This window comes from Ekhidna sp. (assembly GCF_965227465.1).
Classification (GTDB): domain Bacteria; phylum Bacteroidota; class Bacteroidia; order Cytophagales; family Cyclobacteriaceae; genus Ekhidna.
The window spans coordinates 3,178,952-3,198,615 of sequence record NZ_OZ245746.1 but is presented as its reverse complement, the minus strand read 5'-3'; the positions used below and the strand labels follow the sequence as shown (position 1 = coordinate 3,198,615).

Genomic DNA, 19,664 nt, shown 5'->3' with positions numbered 1-19,664 from the left:
TGTCTTATAAAAGTTAAGAAGTATTTATGAAAAATCATCATAAAGAATGATCACTTCTTTTTCGAAGACCTGGCTTCTTTATTGAATTCAAGGCACTGATCTATCCAAATATTCAACTCCTCATCATCGTCCCAACCATCAGAGTTGAGGTAAACATATCCCTTCATAGGCCTTTTGGTAAAGTCCATTTCCCTTGCTGCAGGACGAGTGAGAAACTCTTCATACACATGTGGTCCTATTCGGGCCATTAAGTCCTCTTTGATGACGCCAACGCACATTTTGTCATCTACCATGATACACAGTCCACCCATCATATTCTTCTCTTCGAACGTGATTTTCCGCTCTTTTAATGCTTGGCGCAACTTGTCTGCTAGATATTCATTGAATGCCATCCCTATAAATTTAAAAAATACTTGTTCAAATTTCGGTTGTACCTTGACTTTAAGTCGTCCTACTTTTGATTCATGATAAGCTCTATTCCATCAATTGACGAAATGTACCAGGCCTTATTGGACAAAAACTCTCAGTATGAGGGGGTTTTTATTGTTGGAGTCAAAACCACTGGTATATTTTGTAGACCCACCTGTACTGCTAGAAAGCCAAAACCTGAAAATGTTGAATTCTTTCTGAATACAAAGGATGCATTGGCAAATGGCTATAGAGCGTGTCGTATATGTAGACCTATGAAGGAGTATCAATCCGCTCCAGATTGGTTGATCCCATTGTTAAAAAAAATAGAAAGTGAGCCACATAAGAAGTGGAAGGATTATGAACTTGATCAGATGGGATTTAGTCCGAGCAGGGTGAGAAGATACTTTAAGAAAACGCACGGCATTACTTTTCAGGCGTATCTACGAATGAGCAGGATTAATGGTGCATTTTCAAAAATCAAAGAAGGTCAGACAGTTACACAATCAGCTTTCGAGCAAGGCTATGATTCATTAAGTGGTTTTTCAGAAACGTTTAAAAATATGACAGGTTTTTCACCCGGTAGTCAGGGACAAATTATTACGATAAACAGAATTCCAACGCCTTTGGGACCTATGATGATTGGTGTGACGGATGAGGGATTATGTCTGCTGGAGTTTACGGATAGAAAAATGTTGGAAACACAACTTTCCACTTTGAAAAAAAGGACAAAGTCTGAAATGGTGACAGGTAAACACCCAATGATTGATAAAGTGTCAACACAGCTAAACGAATATTTTGATGGAAAAAGAAAGAAATTTGATATTCCGTTAATTGCACCAGGGACAGACTTTCAGCAAAAGGTTTGGGATGCGTTAAATCAAATTCCTTTTGGAGTTACCAGATCCTACAAGCAGCAAGCTGACGTGGTTGGGGATGTTAAAGCAGTAAGAGCGGTAGCTCGAGCAAATGGAGAGAATCGTATCTCTATCATCATTCCATGCCACCGTATTATTGGTTCAGATGGCAGTATTGTTGGATATGGAGGAGGAATCCATAGAAAACAATGGCTGTTAAAGCATGAGTTTGAGAATCAGTAAATGTCCACTGCTTAATAAAAATGTCGTGCTGACGAAGGAAGTATCTCGAATGAAATGAGATCATTCACTGCGTTCACGATGACACTCTAAATTAAAATTCAATCTCAGCCTCGACCTGTGTGCTCAACAAATCTTCTATTGTTTCTCTCCGCCTTATCAGATGAGCTTTTCCATCCAAAATCATCACCTCTGCCGGTCTGGGTCTGGAATTATAGTTGGACGCCATGGTAGAGCAGTAGGCACCTGCATTTTTAAACAAAATCAAGTCGTTTTTACGTACTTCCGGGACGATCCGATCAGAGGCAAAAGAATCCGTTTCACATACATAACCAACCACATTATATACTTTCTTTTCCCCTTTGGGATTAGTCAAATTTTCAATGTGATGATATGCATTGTAGAACATCGGGCGGATAAAATGATTAAACCCGGTATCCAACCCAATAAATGTGCATGAGGTGGTTTGCTTGATCAAATTTGCTTTGGCAATGAAATAACCAGCATTACTTACCATGTACTTTCCAGGCTCAAATTCAAGCGTATATTCTTTCCCCTGCCTCTCGCAAAATTCATTGAAAGATTTGCTAAATTTTTTACCAAAGCTTGAAATATTTGTGTGAAGATCATCTGGTTTGTAGGCTACTTTAAATCCACTTCCAAAATCTATATGAGTTACCGTATCGAATTTTTCTACTACACTGAATACCAATTCAGCGGCCTTAATGAAAATGTCTGCGTCCAAAATGTCAGAACCTGTGTGGACATGGACACCCATTACATTGATGTTTAGTTTTTTAACTATCCGTTCAATATTGGGAACCTGATGTATGGATATTCCAAACTTTGAGTCAATATGACCCACAGAAATATTTTGATTACCACCTGCCATCAGGTGAGGGTTTATTCTGATGTAAATGGGTATATCTGGATGATTTATTCCGAGATATTCAAGTGTATAGAGGTTATCAACGTTGATTTTTACTCCCAATGAAATTGCTTGTTCGTACTCTTCAGTAGATATATTATTGGGAGTGAACAAAATATCTTCAGACGTAAAGCCTGCATGAAGCCCAAGATGAACTTCTTCGATTGAGACACAATCAAGCCCAGCTCCAAGCGACTTAAAGAGTTTTAACACACTTTGATTGTTCAATGCTTTGCAAGCATAATGTACTTTTAGCTTGTTCACTTTAAATGCATTGGTAAACTGTTTATAGTTTTCCATCATTTGATTTCCATCGTAGACATAAAGGGGCGAGCCGAAATTTTCGACTGCTTTGATCAAACTCGCATTTTTCATTTTTAGAACATTAAATTGGTTAAAACAAAAAAACCGAAGCGCTAACTCCGGTTTTTGAAAATATCTTTATTAAAGTTTTTGCAATAGCCGGACCTACAGAAATCTCTTTGATTTCTTATTAGATTTTCTCTTTTTATCAGTCCTGCTCAAAAACATTTGGCTAAAATAAGCAATTTCTGGATTTGCCCGATTGACGCTAATCCAAGCTTGAATTTATTAATTACTGATTAAACTTGCTTTATGATAAAAACGACAATATCGATACTGATTTTATCTTTCACGTTTTCGTCTCAGGGACCTTTTAAACTGGCCAAGTTTGAAATGGAGAAAAGGACAAATAAGGATGGAAAAACGATAAAGATGAATGCGGATATTTACTTTTCGTCCGATGGTAGTATGGTATCACATTTTGTAAGTCCTGCGGAAGTCTATATTATCAATAATGAAGAGGGAGAGTTAAAGATCTTCAATCCATTAAATAATCAGGTTTTCGAGTCCACTAATTATCAGTCCGGATCGCAGAGCACTACTTTTTATTATTTTCTGAAAAATCAATATGCTGATATGGGTTTAAAGAGAGTGGGATTCGAATTGAGCGATATCAAAGTAGATGGTGACTTATTGATTAATTACTGGACTCCACCTGAAGAAGTGGGTGCTTTTAGTGATATAGAATTAGTCCGAAAAGCACGCAAGCCTATTTTTATGGGTTATCGGGATCGAAAAGGTAAGTACCTAAAGAAGGTATATTATTACAATTATGAAAACATTGGTTATGGTATTGAATTCCCCATGTCTATAACGGAAATAGACTACACGGAGCAGGATTCCATTGTTTCCAAGACAACTTTTCAGGGTTTTAGGTTTGATGATCAATCAGATTTCGAAATGCTGAACTTTGAGATACCTAAAGATGCCAAACTCATAAAATGAGGTATTTGCTGATAATCTTTCTGATGACTTTCTGCTATGGATTGAGTGCACAACTATTGAATGATTTAGCATTGGTAGAAAGATCTATATCCAAGAGAGATATAGTCGATTCCAGGCCATCGCATATCAAAGTCAATCAATTTTTTGATACGTGCATTTACGATGAGAAATGTGGGATTTTCATGAAAAAAGGATTTGCCCAATTTGGGTTTATAAAAGGGTTTTTTCTAAGTATTGACAGAAGGTTGAGGTGTACCTCCTTGACGCGGAGTAGAGCTTTACCAATACGTTTCAATAAAGAGGGGTTTATAAAAGATCATGCAGAAGACTATTCGGTTAAAGAAGATTAGCTTCATTTTTGTTTTTTTAACAACCTACATGGCTCCAGGCCAGGATAGTTTTCAAAAAAATTATGACTTCCTTCAGCATCTCGATAAAATTGAAGCTTATAAGGAAGGCATTTTCTTTATTGAAAAGAGTATAAACAAATACGACGGGACTAAAAGAGATACCCTTAACTATCTAAGTGGACATTTCAATTACTCTATAAAAAATATAAATGAATCAATTCAATCTTTCAAAATGGTTGAGCAGCAGTCGAACTCACTTTTTATTAGGTCACAATTTTTCATAGGCTTCCAGTATGCATATCTGAGAAAATACGATAGTGCAAAAGTGCTTAGTACTTTGAATGTAAATAACGATTCATTTTTGAATGAATTGAAATCGGTTGAATTGGCTTCAATATCCTTGCTAGAACGTGATTTTGAGTCTTTTGACACATATAGCCAAAATTTTTCCGGGAGTTATTATCAATTGACTAATACGGAAGAAAGGTTGAAATTGAATAAAGAGGGGCTATTGAAAGTTAAGAAAAAGTCCCCGGCTCTGGCTGGTGTATTGTCAGGAGTGCTGCCAGGTGCCGGAAAGTTTTATGTTGGAAAAGCTGGTGAAGGGTACCTCACACTATTGTTGTCAACAATAATGGGGTTGCAATTGAGGGAGGCTTACAAAAAAGATGGGATCAATAGTACCCGATTCAAAATTTACAGTGGACTCTTTGGAGCCATCTATGTGGCAAATATTTGGGGATCTGTGCTATCGGTGAAGATTTATAAAAAAGAAGTTAATGAGACATATGATGAAGCTATTTTGCTCAATATGCATGTTCCTCTGCGTACCATTTTTGATTGATGCTCAGGATAGATTTCCGGAGTTAATCGAGGTAGAGCAGCGCATTTTTAATGCGGAGGATATTCATTTAGTTGATAGCCTCCTTTTTGTAAAAGCAGGTATTTATAAAGGTACTGAGCAATTTGATTTAGCTCTTAAAACGCTGGATCGAATAAGTTTTGCCAATGGGTCGAGACTGGAAGTAGATATTATTAACGAGCGGATTCTAATCAACTACCTAATAGGGAATCATATTAACACTCAAAACCTTTTACTAGAAGCGGAATTCATTGAAGGGTATGAAAGGTCAAATACAGTACGCATCGTTGAGATTCTCAACTATGTATCCTTGGAGCAATTTGAAGAAGCAGAGAATAAATTTCAAATACTAATTCAGGACTCTTCCAGAGTTGAAGAAGTCTTTGATGTTAAAAACTTGAAAAATCCCAACCTTGCCTTCACACTTTCATTCATTGTGCCGGGATCCGGTCAAATGTACGCTGGCAAAGTCTTTAAGGGTCTAATTAGCTTAGGTGTCCAAACCGCTCTTTTTTACACAGGTGTAAATGGCCTTTATCGAGGATATCCTTTTACAGAGTCAATTCCCGCCATTGCGCTTTTTCAGGGTTTTTATTTTGGAGGAGCTGAATATGCTAAGAACATGGCTGTTGAAAAGAACAGGGAAATTGTTGATGAGTTGAGTCTGGATATTTTGAGAGAGATAAAAAAATAGCCCTCATTTAAAAATGAAGGCTATTTTTTAATATTATGTTTTCATGTTTACCACATGATGAAGGCATTACTTCCAACGTACTTACTAATGTCATCACTATTGATGATCATTGCGATCAAATCTCCAAGAGGAATGATTCCGAAGATTCCTCCAAAAGTGAAGAAGTAACCCAAGATGAGAACCCATGTTCCTCCAAGGTAAACTCTGTGAATCGCCAATCCTCCTAAGAAAAAGTCAATGATACAAGCAACCCAAACATTAGGATCAGCCGCTTGAACAGACATTAAATTGGCCATTTCAGATCCATTCTCAAATGGATTTATTTGCTCAGAACTTTCAAGCAAAACTTCGACTTTTGTGTCATCAACATAGTATGCTGAGTTTGCAAATGAGCTGGAAATAAAGCCTATTGTCAGGCAAAGTGTAAAAAGTAGCTTTTTCATATAATTATTTTTTATGAAAATAGTTAAAATGATTAATTCCTGAAAGGAATTATCTGTTATTGGTCAATTAATTTCAGAATAATTATAAATCTTATGAAGAACGGATTTACTAACCAAGCTTATTGGATATCTACAACTTCAAAGTTTCCGGTAGCATTTCCGGTTAGCTCGGTATCGCCCTCGAAATCTATCGCGAAGGTTAATGTGAAAACATCACCAGATTTTTGAATATTAACAGTCCCATCAACTGCCAGGACACCTCCAGAGCTAGCGTTATTTACGTCCGCTACAACTACAAAAGAACTTTTATCAGATACTTCGCCATCAAGTGTGGCCACATTATAATTACCAGACTCAAATGACTCACTCTGTGAATAAATAATGACATTGATTAGATAATCTCCCTGGAAATTGGCTTGCTCAGTTTCGGCATTAAAACTAATAGGCGCATCTGACAGGAAAAATGTTGCAGCATATTCTCCTCCTTCTGAGATTTCTCCATAAAGCCCGTCTGTGATCACTATTTCATTTCCGTCAAAAACTAAATTTCCGGATACACCTATGTCTACTTGAACTTCATCGTCCTTACCACAAGAGGTAATTAATAGGAGTGCGAAAACTGAAAGGGTAAAAAGTAACTTTTTCATGTCATTCTGATTTGAATATTATTTTGGTTCTGAGCTGGATGATTTATCGACTTTCATAAGTGCCATTCACAGTACCAGACAACTCTATTCCTTGTCCGAAAGGCACATCAAATGTAATGGAATAGGTATTTCCTGATCCGGAGATATTTACCGTACCTCCCGTAAAGGCTTGCTTACTTCCACTGGAAGTAGTTACCTGTATATCTGCGTATTGAGCTGGAACATTCGTGCTTGTCTGATAATTACCGCTTGACAAAGTTGTGGTTCCGGCAGAAGTAGCTACGATTGAGATAATGATCTCGCTATCACCTGTGGAAACTCCGGTAGCAGTAGGTTCAATTACCCCATCTGCAAGAAAGAATTCACCCTCAGCATTCCCATCCTCTATCGTAAGGGAGAAAATTCCGTTGGCTATGGAATAGGAGGTTCCATCATAAGAGACCGTTCCGATTAAGCCTACAGAGACCATATCATCATCTTCATCACCCCCACATGAGGATAGTATGAAAAGTGAAATAACTGCCAAAAATAGAAGTGTCTTTTTCATATTGTTATACGTTTTTATTACTTGGCAAAAGCAACGGCGCGAGTCTCTCTGATCACAGTTACCTTTATTTGACCTGGATATTGCATGTCTTTTTCAATTTTCTGAGAAATGTTAAACGATAAATCTCCTGCTTGCTTATCATCCACATTTTCAGCATCCACTAACACCCTAAGCTCACGACCAGCTTGTATTGCATAGCATTTGTTCACCCCGTCAAAATTAAGCGCTATCCCCTCAAGGTCTTTCAACCTTTTTAGGTACTGCTCCATAATTTCCCTTCTTGCTCCAGGCCTTGATCCGGAGATAGCATCACATGCTTGGACTATAGGGGACACCATTGAGGTCATTTCTATTTCATCATGGTGTGCGCCGATTGCGTTGCACACTTCTGCATTCTCCTTGTATTTCTGAGCTAATTCCATTCCAATGATGGCGTGCGGTTTTTCCGGTTCATCCGGCCAAACTTTACCAATATCATGAAGTAGACCGGCACGCTTAGCAAGTTTAGGATTGAGTCCAAGCTCTGAGGCTAAAGTGGCGCAGAGATTAGCAACTTCACGTGAGTGTTGCAGCAGGTTTTGCCCGTATGAGGATCTGAATCTCATGCGGCCGACCATTTTAATTAATTCAGGATGAAGGCCGTGAATTCCGAGATCTATCACCGTTCGTTCTCCTATTTCAACAATTTCATCTCCAATATTTTTTGAGGTCTTATTGACGATTTCCTCAATACGAGCAGGGTGGATTCTACCATCCTGTACCAGCCTATGAAGTGAGAGTCGGGCAATTTCTCTTCTCACGGGATCAAATCCCGAGATGATAATTGCTTCAGGAGTATCATCTACAATGATCTCAACACCTGTGGCTGCCTCAAGTGCGCGGATATTACGACCTTCTCGTCCGATGATCTTTCCTTTAATATCATCACTCTCGATGTTGAAAACGGAGACGGTATTTTCAATGGCATGCTCAGTAGCGGTACGTTGAATAGCTTCTACCACCACTTTCTTGGCCTCTTTGGTTGCTGTCATCTTAGCTTCTTCCACAATTTCCTTAATGTGGGCGGATGCGCTGGTACGAGCTTCATCTTTCAATGCCTCCATAAGCTGTACTTTGGCTTCTTCGGCAGGAAGGTTGGCAGCTTTTTCCAGGATTGCTACCTGCTGTTTTTGCATCTTCTCAAACTCATCTTTTCGTTGACGAGCAATTTCCATCTGGTTATTGAGTGTTTCCTTCAAGATGTTCAGCTCATCTTCTTTACGCTTCGATTGCTCAAATTGCTTATTTAGGTTGGCTTCTTTCTGTTTTAGCTTTTGCTCATTCGTAATGATGATGTTTTTTTTACGAGCAGCCTCTTCCTCAAATTCACTTCGCATCTTGAGCAGGTTCTCCTTTGCTTCGTGAATTTTGTCCTTTTTGATGCTTTCAGCAGTAACCTCTGCTTCCTTGAGGATTAGTTTGCTTTGCTCTTCTGCTTCTTTGACTTTTTTGCTGGCATTCTTGCCTTGCATTGACCTGCCTACTAGCAGACCAATAACTACCCCAATAACGGCAGTTATTATAATCATAATTGTGGTGTCCATCTGTATGTATTTGAATGTATCAAATAACAGGACAGTCAGTTTTGGGCTATATCAAGGTTAGATCAGATCGAGTCGGCTATCAGTTGGTTTAATTTTGAGATTTCTCCAAGCGCAAAATCATCAGATGCGTCCGATGACTCCTCTCGTTTTAGTTTCTCTACCAAACAATCAAAAGCTACCATGGCTACCAGGTCTTGTGTATCATCGATACCAAACTGGTTTTGGTAATTCTTTATTTTCTCATTTAATAATTTTCCTGCCCTTCTAATTCGTTCTTCGTCCTCTGCCTTTACTCTCATGGGATACTCTCTGTTCCCAATTCTGATTTTTATGGATAGTTCCGCCATTCGGTTTTAGTTATTTATTCTGCCAAATGGGCAATGCATTTGTCTATCTCCTTGATGTAGCCATCTATCGTCTCTTTCAGTTTTACCGAATCTCCTTCTCCGACTACCATGCTATTCGCTAATTTATTAATATCCATCCTGTTCTGAAAGGTATTCAGGTTAGCCTCATGGCTTTTCATCTTTTCTTTCAGACTGCCGTTTTCATCTTTTGCATGAGTCAATTCATCTTTGAGTCTTTTGTTCTCACTTAGGACCAGCTGAATTTTTCGCTCCAAATTCTGAAACTCACGATATAATTTCTCGCTCGGCATCTTATTTTCGTATGACTGCCCCGAGCTCTTTTTCATACAAGCTCATTAGACTATTCATACTTTTATCAATTTGTTTATCTGTTAAAGTTTTGAATTTATCTTGAAGAAAAAAACTAATTGCGTAAGCTTTTTTTCCTTTTTCTATTTTATCCCCCTCATAGACACTAAAAAGGTTCATTCGATTCAATAATTTCTTTTCCTGTTTGAATGCAAGCGCTTGGATATCAGCGTAAGATACATTCTTATCAAGAACAAGTGAGAGGTCCCTTTTTACTTCTGGGAATTTCGGGATTGGCTCGTAAGCTATGTCTGACTTATATAGTTTGATCACTGTGTTCCAATCCAATTGTGCGTGAAACACATCCTGCTTTATCCCATAAATGGAAAGTAGCTCTTTTTTTAGCTTCCCCAAAAGCCCCAACATCTTACCTTCTTTTTTGATTACCACACCATATTCATATAGTGTGCCCTTTTCAGAAGGGGTAATCTCTGTTTTACGAATCCCGGCGTACTTTAGCATTCCCATTACAGTCGTACTTAGGTCATGGAATGAATTCTTGCGGGGTTCATCCAACCAATTAGCCTCAGCAGTATTTCCTGTCAAATAGAAAGAAAGCCATTCGTTTTCCACAAATTTCTTTTCTTCTTTCTTATACGACCTTCCAAATTCAAAGAATTTCAGATTCGGATTTCTTCTGTTAATGTTATAGGCTGCAGATTCCAGAGCTGTATATACCGGTGAGGTTTTCATTATCGTTAGCTCCTCACTTGACGGATTGAGCATGGCCACTGGTTCACCCCCTAGTGGAAACTTCTCATGGTATTTAGGGCTGGTTAACGAGTTTGTCAGAATCTCAGAAAAACCTCTGCCTGCAAGGAAGCGAGATAGGTCTTCTTGAACGCGGTAAGGTTCGTGCTCATTGAACTCCGCTAAATAATCTGAGGAAAAATCTTCATCAAGTTCGATTTCATTGAATCCATAGATTCTTAAAACTTCTTCAACTAAATCGGCAGGGCGTGTTACATCACTTCTGTAAGCAGGGACGATCGCCTTGAACCCAGACTCGGTGATATTTTCTGTTTTAATATCCAGCCAGTTTAAAATTTCTAAGATTAGTTTACTATCCAGGGTTTTTCCAATGAGCCAGTGAAAATTCTGGAAGGTTATATCAATCTCTTTTTCTTTGATGGGGTCAGGGTAGACATCAATGATTTCAGATGCAGCATATCCACCAGCTAACTCGAGAATAAGTGAAGTTGCCAACTTGATAGCGGGAATGGTCATTTCCGGGTCAGCTCCACGTTCATACCTGAATGATGCGTCTGTAGAAAGAGAATGTCTTTGAGCAGTGGCCCGTACCCAGTCCGCAGAGAAGTAGGCACTTTCAAGGAAAATATTTTTAGTTGTTTCTGTAACACCAGATTTCACACCTCCAAAAACTCCAGCGATGCACATTCCCTCATTCTTAGCATTACAGATCATGAGATCACGATCGTTCAGCTCACGCTCTTTCTCATCAAGTGTAGTGAACTTGGTTTTTGATGGTAGCGTTTTTACCAAAACTTTACCTCCGGCTATTTTGTCAGCATCAAATGCATGCATAGGCTGACCAATTGCATGGCAGACATAATTGGTGATATCGACGATGTTATTGATGGGCTCCAGACCGATAGATCGAAGCTTCCATTGCAGCCAATCAGGAGAAGGTTTGACTTCTACACCACGAATGGTAATCCCTGAATACCTGGGGCATGCTTCACTATTTTCAACTGCTACTTCAATTGGACCATCTTCTTTAATAGTGAAGTCTTTTGTCTCAGGTAAGGTCAACTTTTTTCTGAAATACGCTTTCAAATCACGTGCAGTCCCCATATGCGAGGTAGCATCTCCGCGATTTGGGGTTAATCCTATTTCAAAAATGAAGTCCTCACCCGTTTCAAAAAGTTCAATGGCAGGGGTTCCGTTCGGTTTATCTGTCTCGAGAACCATGATGCCATCATGGCTGGCCCCAAGGCCTAACTCATCTTCTGCACAGATCATCCCTTCAGAAACTTCGCCTCTTATTTTTGCTTTTTTAATTTTGAAAGGCTCTCCATTGGTTGGATAGATCATGGAATTAACGGTGGCTACCAGAACCTTTTGTCCAGTGGCTACATTTGGTGCTCCACAAACAATGTCAGAGGGTTCACCGACTCCAATATCAACTTTAGTGGCCTTGAGTTTATCCGCGTTGGGATGTTGCTCGCAAGAAAGAACTTCGCCAACCACAATGCCGGAAAGGCCACCAGGAATTTTTTCCACTTTTTCCAGGCCCTCTACTTCCAGGCCTGTTTGCGTCAGGATGTCACCAAGCACCTCCGGTGTTTCCTGAAAGTCAATGAATTCCTTGAGCCAATTATACGATATCTTCATTCTTACTCGAGTCTCTGAATTAAGGGAGCAAAAATAAGAGGATTAAATTGCTTGAAATAAAAAAAGGATTCTGTTCTAACAGAATCCTTTTAAATTTTCTTCAAGTAGTTTGATTCAACTACATGCTTTCCCGTAAACAGTTGTTGAAGTCATCCCAACACTCACGCTTGTAGCTGCACAATCTTCTAAACCAGACAATGACTCACTTAAATAGGTATGAAGTATATCACCAATGCACATGGCTTTATCTCCAGAATTACTACAACTACCAATTTTAGTATATCCTGTCGGACTTTCTACTGTATTAGAATCTGATCTATTATGACTATCAATGACTTCTCCTTTATCTGAAACTATGAAGTAACCATCCAAAAGTACTTTTTCGCCTTTCTTACTAAGTAAGAATGTTGCTGTTTCGATATCTGGATTTTCTGCTCGCATAAGATCAACTTCTTTGTATAAAAGTATTAATGAGGATTTAAGCGAATTTTTGTCAGTAAGGTTTGCGAATACTAGGCCATCCTTAAATAATTCAAGGTCTAGTTGCATGTCGCTGAGATCTACTTGCTGATTGATTGGATTATGCTTTTCTTGACAGGATAGTAAAGGGAATAAAATAAGTGCCAATGCAAATTTTTTCATGTATTGAAATTAAATTATTGATGAGCTCAAGTAAATCTTAATTGGTCAGAATGAATAAAAACGTTGTAAGTATAAATTAGCGGGGGAGTATTAACAAAGCTTTTCTATAATTACTTTCTAAAAAACGTATTTACTTATCAAGTGATAATGGATAGTCAGCTATCATAATTCTTTTCGCCAGCCTTAATCTCTACTTCTAAAAGGTTCTCTCTGGGTGGAAACGGGCAGGTAAAATCATCAAAATAGGCGCAGTAAGGGTTATAGGCTTTATTAAAATCGAGTGTTACTAAATCAGATTTCCCAATAACCACATCGAGGTATCGACCACCGCCGTAGGTTTCGACACCACTGGTGGCATCACCAAAAGCGAGTAAATACTGATTTCCAAAACCCAAAGCTTTTAGGATAAGAAGCTTGCATGGCTGATCTGTAATTTTAAACTGTACGTTGGCAAACTTTAAATAGGCGGTAGTGGTACCATCACTATTGCCAAGTGTCAGTGTCTCTCTGCTTGTAAATCGTTCTAACTTACCATTAACCTTGAAGTTCGGATTTGGATCAAAGTATTCCACCTCCTGATATTCTTCTCCTTTTTGAACAAAAGGACTGGCTTTAGAGGTTTTGAAGAAATCGTGTCTGTCTTCCCAAAATTGATTGATCTCCTGAGAGTAGCTTTCATCGTCTCCTCCGGAACGCATCATGAAGAATATAACTAGTGCAATCGGAATAAGAATAAGCCAGACCTTTTTCATGTGGCAAATTTAGATTTGAATGGCATTATAACAATCCCTGATCAGCAAAACTGAAATAGTCTGCGTCTGTCAGGATAAGGTGGTCAAGTACCGAAATATCTAAAGATTTACCGGCATCTTTTAGTTTTTTGGTCAGGGTGATGTCTTCCTGGCTCGGTTTCAAGTTTCCGCTCGGATGATTGTGAGCAAGTATCAGTCCGCTTGCTGCTTCCTCCAATGCACGCTTATAGATTATTTTGGCGTCAACTACAGTTCCGGACATACCGCCTCGACTCAACATCTCTTTTTTTATAACTTCATTATTTCTCTTGAGAAAGATTATCCAAAATTCCTCATGATTCAAGTCCATCATGTTTTCATTCAGTAACTGGAATGCATCCTTTGAAGAGGTGATTTTAGTTCGTTGTTCAGGTTCTGTTTCCCTTCTCCTTCTTCCTATTTCTAGTGCAGCAGCTATAGTAATAGCCTTGGCTTCACCAATGCCTTTAAATTTTTGTAAATCCTGAATGGATAACCTCGCAAGATTAGCCAGGTTGTTTCCGCAACTTTTAAGAATATGCTGAGACAATTCAACAGCAGTTTGATCTTTATTTCCGGATCCGATGAGGATAGCAATCAACTCAGCGTCTGAGAGTGCTGCTTTGCCCTTTAAGAGGAGCTTTTCCCTTGGGCGATCTTCTTCTGCCCATCGCTTTATCGTCAAACGGTTGTCTTCCATTGATTGACGTAAAATAAAAAAACCCTGTGCAATTGCTTACACAGGGTAAAAAAAATGTCTTAAAAAATTAAACCTAAAGGCCTGCTACGTGCTTAGTCAATTGTGACTTAAGGTGGCCCGCTTTGTTTTTGTGGATGATGTTTTGCTTGGACAATTTATCCACCATGGAAACAACCTGAGTTAAAAGCTCTTCACCGGCTTTTTTGTCAGTTGTCTCTTTTAGTCTTTTAATGAACGTACGAGCTGTTTTATGCTGATATCTGTTTCTCAGTCTTTTAGCTTCGTTGCTTCTAATTCTCTTAAGTGCTGATTTATGGTTTGCCATAACGCTTATCTGTATTCCAAAATTTTAGGACGGCAAAGATAGAAGTTTTCTTTTGAAATGAAAAAGCTTTTTAGGAATAGAAAATTGACTTTTTAATTGATTCCAGAAAGGCGTGCATTCCTGTGGCACAAAGATAGGCTTTTGTTAGATTTAAAATCATGAAAGATTTTACCCGGCAGCACCGAATTTCTTCACTTAGCGAGTACACCAAAGCATATGATTCTTCCGTCAAAGATCCGGAAAGCTTTTGGTCGGATATAGCCAGCTCTTTTAAGTGGAAGAAGAAATGGAACCAAACACTGAAGTGGGATTTTGAGGCGCCAGATGTAAAGTGGTTTCTGGGAGGTAAACTGAATATAACCGAAAACCTGTTGGATCGCCACTTGGAAGAAAGGGGAGAGGAAGTAGCTATTTTATGGGAGCCCAATGATCCTGACGAAAAAGGGCTGTCCATTTCTTACAGAGAACTGCATAGAAAAGTATGTCAGTTTGCAAATGCAATGATTTCGAAGGGTGTTGCGAAGGGAGATCGTGTCATCATTTATATGCCTATGGTTCCTGAGGCTGCTGTTGCTATGCTGGCTTGTGCCAGAATTGGTGCTGTTCATTCAGTCGTGTTTGCCGGTTTCTCAGCAAGTGCGCTGGCAGATAGAATCAATGACTGTGAGGCAAAAATGGTTTTAACTTCAGATGGAAATTTCCGTGGAGCCAAAACAATTGACGTCAAAGGAGTTGTTGACGAAGCGGTTGCCAAGTGCGGATGTATAGAAAAGGTAATTGTCTATCAGCGAACGAAATCTGATGTGCATATGGAAAGCGGAAGAGACCTCTGGTGGCACGATGCAATTCAGGATGTATCAGAAGAGCATCAGGCGGAAGAAATGGACGCTGAAGACCTACTATTCATTCTCTACACATCCGGGTCCACAGGCAAGCCCAAAGGAGTTGTGCATACATGTGGCGGGTATATGGTATATACCTATTACTCATTTCTAAATGTATTTCAATATAAGCCAGGCGATATCTATTGGTGTACGGCTGATGTTGGATGGATAACCGGCCATTCGTACATAGTATATGGACCTTTATTGGCAGGAGCCACTACGGTTATGTTTGAAGGAGTGCCTACATACCCTGATGCAGGTAGATTTTGGGAAGTATGTGATAAGTATCAGGTAAACCAGTTTTATACCGCACCAACCGCAATAAGGGCTTTAGAGGCTCATGGTCTAGAACTAGTCGAAAAGCATAAACTGGATTCATTGCGCGTTATTGGTTCTGTAGGTGAACCAATCAATGAAGAAGCATGGCATTGGTATCATGAACATATTGGTAAGCGAAAGTGTCCACTGGTGGATACCTGGTGGCAAACCGAAACAGGAGGAATTATGATTTCTGCACTGGCAGGGATTACCCCTAATAAACCTGCGCATGCCTCTTTACCCTTACCAGGAATTCAGCCAGTCATCGTGGATTCTGAAGGAAATGAACTTACTGGGAATAATGTAGAAGGGAATCTTTGTGTGAAGTTTCCCTGGCCTTCTATTTTGAGAACCACCTATGGAGATCATGAGAGGTGTAAACACACCTATTTTTCAGCATATAAGAATATGTACTTCACTGGCGATGGAGCTAAGCGAGATCATGATGGATATTTAAGAATCTTGGGAAGAGTAGATGATGTTATAAATGTATCGGGTCATAGAATGGGGACTGCCGAGGTGGAAAACGCGATTGATGAACATCCCAAAGTGATTGAGTCTGCTGTTGTTGGATATCCTCATGATATAAAGGGACAAGGGATTTACGCTTTTGTTATTGCTGAAACAGATGGGATAGAGGATGAGATAAAGGAAACCGTAAACAAGATGATCGGACCAATAGCAAAGCCAGACAAGATTCAAATAGTACCTGGATTACCGAAGACTCGATCTGGAAAAATTATGCGTAGAATCCTTAGGAAAATTGCCAGTAAAGAGACCGATAATCTAGGTGACACTTCTACATTATTAAATCCAGAAGTAGTTGAGGAGATCATTAAAGGGGCTTCTTAATTCTCAGTGAAAGAAGTAAGGAGTGTGTAGCCTATAAGATTTCCTTTTTGGTTAAAACTCTCATTTTTAACCATTCCAACTCCTTTTGCAAACCAAGAGGCAGAAGAACTTTCCGTGGTTTTATTCATCCCCATCATTTTCATTGTGACTATGGACTTCTGTGTGATCTTGTAAGTCTCAAAAGAACCTGCCGAGGTAGTTAAGGTTTCAGCTTTCTCAACTTTCCGGTCTATAATTTTCATGTCCATTTTGATATTCATGGCAGCTGCTCCTCCCATATTAATCGTGATCGTACCCGACCCATCTTGCAAGTTTTGACCTGCTTCCAAATTATCCGGGATGGTGATGAAGTCGCCTTCTACTGTTACTTCTGCATCTCCATATTGGCTTAGCATGCCATCAGGAATGAAATTACTAAAGTCCATTTTAATGATGTCACCCTCACAAATGATGGTATACTCTCCGTCAGCAATTTCTTTGTCTTTTTTATCAAAAAATAAATTTTTGACTGTAGCAGTTGATTCATCTACTGTTAATATGGTGCTGATGGTCTTTCCCTGGGGTTTCCCTTTCTTATCATAAGAAGTCTGTTCAAAAGAGACGCCTTGTTTGAATGGGAAGAAGGAATCGTCACATTGACCAAAAAGTGTTAATGATGTGATAGATAGTAATAGGATAAAGAGCTTTTTCATGCGTGTGATTTTTAAGTGGAAAGCAATTTACATAATTATTTGTAGTTTAAATAGGACATTTCAATGCATGGATATTAAAAAACCCTGACGATATTTCGCCAGGGCTTCTCTATTTAGAATTACACTTTTTTCTTTAAGAGCCGCACATCTCGCATCCTTCCGGATCATCCAGCGAGCATTGCATTGCTGCTTGCTGATCAATCTGTGCCTGGGTTGCTGCTGCCGGCTGAGCGGCTGTGGCTTCCTTTGGTTGCTCTTCTTTTTCTTTTGATACCGTAAACTTGATGGCATCTGTTGCTGCTTTTGTTCTCAGGTAGTACATACCCGTCTTCAAGCCCTTCTTCCAGGCGTAGAAATGCATAGATGTCATCTTGCCGAAGTTTGCATCCTGCAAGTGGATATTTAAACTCTGGCTTTGACAGATATATGCTCCACGATCTGCAGACATATCGATAATTGCTTTCTGAGAAATCTCCCATACGGTTTTGTATCGCTCCTTGATTTCATCCGGAATCTCAGTAATATTTTGAATGGATCCATTCTCAGCTTTGATTCTATTCATCATTCGCTCATCCCAAAGACCAAGGTCGATCAGTTCTTTCATTAAATGTTTGTTAGCCACAATGAATTCACCAGAAAGCACTCTTCTCAAATATAAGTTTGAAGTATAAGGCTCAAAGCACTCGTTATTTCCAAGTATTTGCGAAGTAGAGGCAGTTGGCATTGGAGCAAGTAACAATGAGTTTCTCACCCCATTCTTTTTGACTTTTTGCTTCAAGTCTGTCCAATCCCATCTTCCTGAATCAGGTGTTACTCCCCACATATCAAATTGAAACACTCCCTTTGAAACTGGAGAACCTTTGAATGTTTCGTATGCACCCTCTTCGATTGCCATTTCCATCGATGTTTCCATCGCAGCGAAGTAGATCGTTTCAAAGATCTCTTTATTCAGCTTCTGAGCTTGCTCGGATTCAAATGCCATTTTTAGAAGCAGGAACGTGTCAGCTAGTCCCTGTACACCAATACCGATTGGTCTGTGCTTCATGTTTGAATTTCTTGCCTCAGGTACCGGGTAGTAGTTTACATCAATCACCTTGTTTAGGTTTCGTGTTACCACTTTCGTGATTTCATAAAGCTTTTGATGATCGAACTTACCATCTATGACAAATCTTGAAAGTGCAATAGATGCCAGGTTACAAACAGCTACTTCATCCTTGGAGGTAAACTCCATGATTTCAGTACATAGATTACTGGATCGGATGGTACCTAAATTCTTTTGATTAGACTTCTTATTTGCAGCATCCTTATATAACATATAAGGTGTGCCGGTCTCTATTTGAGCCTCCAGGATCTCAAACCACAGGTCTTGTGCTTTGATGGTCTTTCTACCTTTTCCTTCGCGCTCGTATTTTTCATAAAGTGCTTCAAACTCATCACCATATGCTTCGTAAAGGCCCGGGCACTCATCCGGTGACATAATTGTCCAGTCACCGTTTTCTTCCACTCGTTTCATAAACAAATCCGGAATCCAAAGGGCATAAAACAAGTCTCTGGCTCTCATCTCCTCTTTACCATGATTCTTTCTTAGATCAAGGAAATCGAAAATGTCGGCATGCCATGGCTCCAGGTAAATCGCAAAGCTTCCTTTTCTTTTACCTCCGCCTTGATCTACATATCTGGCGGTCATGTCAAAGTTTCGAAGCATGGGAACAATTCCATTGGAGGTACCATTCGTACCTTTAATATAAGCTCCTGTCGCTCTTACGTTGTGAATGCTCAGACCTATACCGCCAGCAGACTGTGAGATTTTTGCGCATTGCTTTAGAGTATCGTAAATACCATCAATACTATCATCCTGCATCGTGAGAAGGAAACAAGATGAAAGCTGAGGTTTTGGCGTGCCTGCATTGAAAAGGGTAGGAGTGGCATGGGTAAACCACTTTTCGGACATCAGGTTGTACGTCTGAATAGCAGAATCAATGTCCTCTCCATGTATGCCTACAGAAACTCTCATAAGCATGTGCTGTGGACGTTCCACAATTTTGCCATCAAGTTTCATGAGGTATGAACGCTCTAATGTTTTATAGCCAAAATAGTCGTAATTGTAATCCCTGTTGTAATCAATTGCGTCATCAAGTCGCTTGGCATTTTTTCTAATGATGCCATAGACCTCTTTGGAAAGCAGGGCGGCATTCGCTTCTGTTTTCGGATTGATGTACTCATACATTCTCTTCATGGTGTTTGAGAACGATGTTTCAGTAACCTTGTGAAGGTTGGAGATGGAAATTCTGGCAGCTAGTTTGGCAAAATCAGGGTGACGGGTAGTCATGGTTGCTGCAGTTTCTGCGGCAAGATTGTCCAACTCGATTGTAGACACACCATCATACAATCCATCAATCACCTTTTTGGCAATTTCTACAGGTTTTACATAGTCTGCATTTAAACTATAACACAACTTCTCAATCCGAGCTGTGATTTTGTCAAACTTTACGGATTCTCTTCTTCCGTCTCTTTTTACTACTAACATAGGGCTATCGTGATAA

21 protein-coding genes are annotated in these 19,664 nt (G+C 39.4%); 6 read left to right on the top strand and 15 right to left on the bottom strand.

What is annotated here, in order from left to right; all coding sequences use genetic code 11:
• Window positions 1-50 precede the first annotated feature (50 nt).
• Window positions 51-392, bottom strand: coding sequence for a TfoX/Sxy family protein (locus tag ACO05G_RS14195; protein ID WP_421763344.1), 342 nt, complete (start codon window positions 390-392; stop codon window positions 51-53).
• Window positions 393-464: 72 nt separating this feature from the next.
• Between ACO05G_RS14195 and ACO05G_RS14190 the strand changes: the two genes are divergently transcribed.
• Window positions 465-1,508, top strand: coding sequence for a bifunctional transcriptional activator/DNA repair enzyme AdaA (locus ACO05G_RS14190; protein ID WP_421763343.1), 1,044 nt, complete (start codon window positions 465-467; stop codon window positions 1,506-1,508).
• 91 nt (window positions 1,509-1,599) lie between these two features.
• On the opposite strand, the gene lysA is transcribed toward ACO05G_RS14190, so the two are convergent.
• Window positions 1,600-2,808, bottom strand: coding sequence for a diaminopimelate decarboxylase (lysA, locus tag ACO05G_RS14185; protein ID WP_421763342.1), 1,209 nt, complete (start codon window positions 2,806-2,808; stop codon window positions 1,600-1,602).
• 240 nt (window positions 2,809-3,048) lie between these two features.
• On the opposite strand from lysA, the gene ACO05G_RS14180 reads away from it, so the two are divergent.
• Genes ACO05G_RS14180 through ACO05G_RS14165 form a run of 4 tightly spaced genes read left to right on the top strand, consistent with a single transcriptional unit; the run spans window position 3,049 to window position 5,647 of the window.
• Complete coding sequence (locus tag ACO05G_RS14180) at window positions 3,049-3,741, top strand: hypothetical protein (protein WP_421763341.1); 693 nt, start codon at window positions 3,049-3,051, stop codon at window positions 3,739-3,741.
• The gene (locus tag ACO05G_RS14175; RefSeq protein ID WP_421763340.1) at window positions 3,738-4,091 is read left to right on the top strand and encodes a hypothetical protein; all 354 of its coding nucleotides are present in this window, start codon (window positions 3,738-3,740) and stop codon (window positions 4,089-4,091) included. The genes ACO05G_RS14180 and ACO05G_RS14175 overlap by 4 nt, the downstream gene beginning before the upstream one ends.
• Window positions 4,060-4,935 carry a hypothetical protein gene (locus ACO05G_RS14170; protein WP_421763339.1) on the top strand — a complete coding sequence of 292 codons (876 nt, stop codon included), beginning with the start codon at window positions 4,060-4,062 and terminating at the stop codon, window positions 4,933-4,935. Before ACO05G_RS14175 ends, ACO05G_RS14170 begins: the two co-directional genes overlap by 32 nt.
• Window positions 4,907-5,647, top strand: a complete 741-nt coding sequence (locus ACO05G_RS14165; protein WP_421763338.1) for a hypothetical protein — start codon at window positions 4,907-4,909, stop codon at window positions 5,645-5,647. Before ACO05G_RS14170 ends, ACO05G_RS14165 begins: the two co-directional genes overlap by 29 nt.
• 47 nt (window positions 5,648-5,694) lie before the next feature.
• Here the strand turns inward: ACO05G_RS14165 and ACO05G_RS14160 are convergent, their stop codons facing one another.
• The 11 genes from ACO05G_RS14160 to rpsT form a co-directional block, all read right to left on the bottom strand.
• Complete coding sequence (locus ACO05G_RS14160; protein ID WP_421763337.1) at window positions 5,695-6,090, bottom strand: NINE protein; 396 nt, start codon at window positions 6,088-6,090, stop codon at window positions 5,695-5,697.
• Between the two features lie 119 nt (window positions 6,091-6,209).
• Complete coding sequence (locus ACO05G_RS14155) at window positions 6,210-6,737, bottom strand: hypothetical protein (RefSeq protein ID WP_421763336.1); 528 nt, start codon at window positions 6,735-6,737, stop codon at window positions 6,210-6,212.
• A 43-nt stretch (window positions 6,738-6,780) separates the two neighbouring features.
• Window positions 6,781-7,284, bottom strand: coding sequence for a hypothetical protein (locus ACO05G_RS14150; RefSeq protein WP_421763335.1), 504 nt, complete (start codon window positions 7,282-7,284; stop codon window positions 6,781-6,783).
• Between the two features lie 17 nt (window positions 7,285-7,301).
• A complete protein-coding gene (rny, locus tag ACO05G_RS14145; protein WP_421763334.1) occupies window positions 7,302-8,867 on the bottom strand; it encodes a ribonuclease Y in 1,566 nt (521 codons plus the stop codon).
• Between the two features lie 62 nt (window positions 8,868-8,929).
• The gene (locus ACO05G_RS14140; RefSeq protein WP_421763333.1) at window positions 8,930-9,214 is read right to left on the bottom strand and encodes a cell division protein ZapA; all 285 of its coding nucleotides are present in this window, start codon (window positions 9,212-9,214) and stop codon (window positions 8,930-8,932) included.
• Between the two features lie 14 nt (window positions 9,215-9,228).
• Window positions 9,229-9,561, bottom strand: a complete 333-nt coding sequence (locus ACO05G_RS14135; protein WP_348281994.1) for a hypothetical protein — start codon at window positions 9,559-9,561, stop codon at window positions 9,229-9,231.
• Window positions 9,527-11,938, bottom strand: a complete 2,412-nt coding sequence (pheT, locus tag ACO05G_RS14130) for a phenylalanine--tRNA ligase subunit beta (RefSeq protein WP_421763332.1) — start codon at window positions 11,936-11,938, stop codon at window positions 9,527-9,529. Before pheT ends, ACO05G_RS14135 begins: the two co-directional genes overlap by 35 nt.
• Before the next feature lie 114 nt (window positions 11,939-12,052).
• Window positions 12,053-12,580, bottom strand: coding sequence for a hypothetical protein (locus tag ACO05G_RS14125; RefSeq protein WP_421763331.1), 528 nt, complete (start codon window positions 12,578-12,580; stop codon window positions 12,053-12,055).
• Window positions 12,581-12,735: 155 nt separating this feature from the next.
• The gene (locus tag ACO05G_RS14120; RefSeq protein WP_421763330.1) at window positions 12,736-13,332 is read right to left on the bottom strand and encodes a DUF1684 domain-containing protein; all 597 of its coding nucleotides are present in this window, start codon (window positions 13,330-13,332) and stop codon (window positions 12,736-12,738) included.
• Window positions 13,333-13,357: 25 nt separating this feature from the next.
• Window positions 13,358-14,050 carry a RadC family protein gene (gene radC / locus ACO05G_RS14115; RefSeq protein ID WP_421763329.1) on the bottom strand — a complete coding sequence of 231 codons (693 nt, stop codon included), beginning with the start codon at window positions 14,048-14,050 and terminating at the stop codon, window positions 13,358-13,360.
• Window positions 14,051-14,123: 73 nt separating this feature from the next.
• Window positions 14,124-14,375: a 30S ribosomal protein S20 gene (rpsT, locus tag ACO05G_RS14110; protein ID WP_421763328.1), complete on the bottom strand. Its 252-nt coding sequence runs from the start codon at window positions 14,373-14,375 to the stop codon at window positions 14,124-14,126.
• Window positions 14,376-14,533: 158 nt separating this feature from the next.
• On the opposite strand from rpsT, the gene acs reads away from it, so the two are divergent.
• Window positions 14,534-16,429: an acetate--CoA ligase gene (gene acs, locus ACO05G_RS14105; RefSeq protein WP_421763327.1), complete on the top strand. Its 1,896-nt coding sequence runs from the start codon at window positions 14,534-14,536 to the stop codon at window positions 16,427-16,429.
• On the opposite strand, the gene ACO05G_RS14100 is transcribed toward acs, so the two are convergent.
• Together ACO05G_RS14100 and ACO05G_RS14095 are read right to left on the bottom strand one after the other, a co-directional pair.
• Window positions 16,426-17,121 (bottom strand): hypothetical protein, encoded by a 696-nt coding sequence (locus ACO05G_RS14100; RefSeq protein WP_421763326.1) that lies wholly within the window; start codon window positions 17,119-17,121, stop codon window positions 16,426-16,428. The genes acs and ACO05G_RS14100 overlap by 4 nt on opposite strands.
• A 133-nt stretch (window positions 17,122-17,254) precedes the next feature.
• On the bottom strand, window positions 17,255-19,648 hold the full coding sequence (locus ACO05G_RS14095; protein ID WP_421763325.1) for a ribonucleoside-diphosphate reductase subunit alpha: 2,394 nt from the start codon (window positions 19,646-19,648) through the stop codon (window positions 17,255-17,257).
• Window positions 19,649-19,664: the final 16 nt, after the last annotated feature.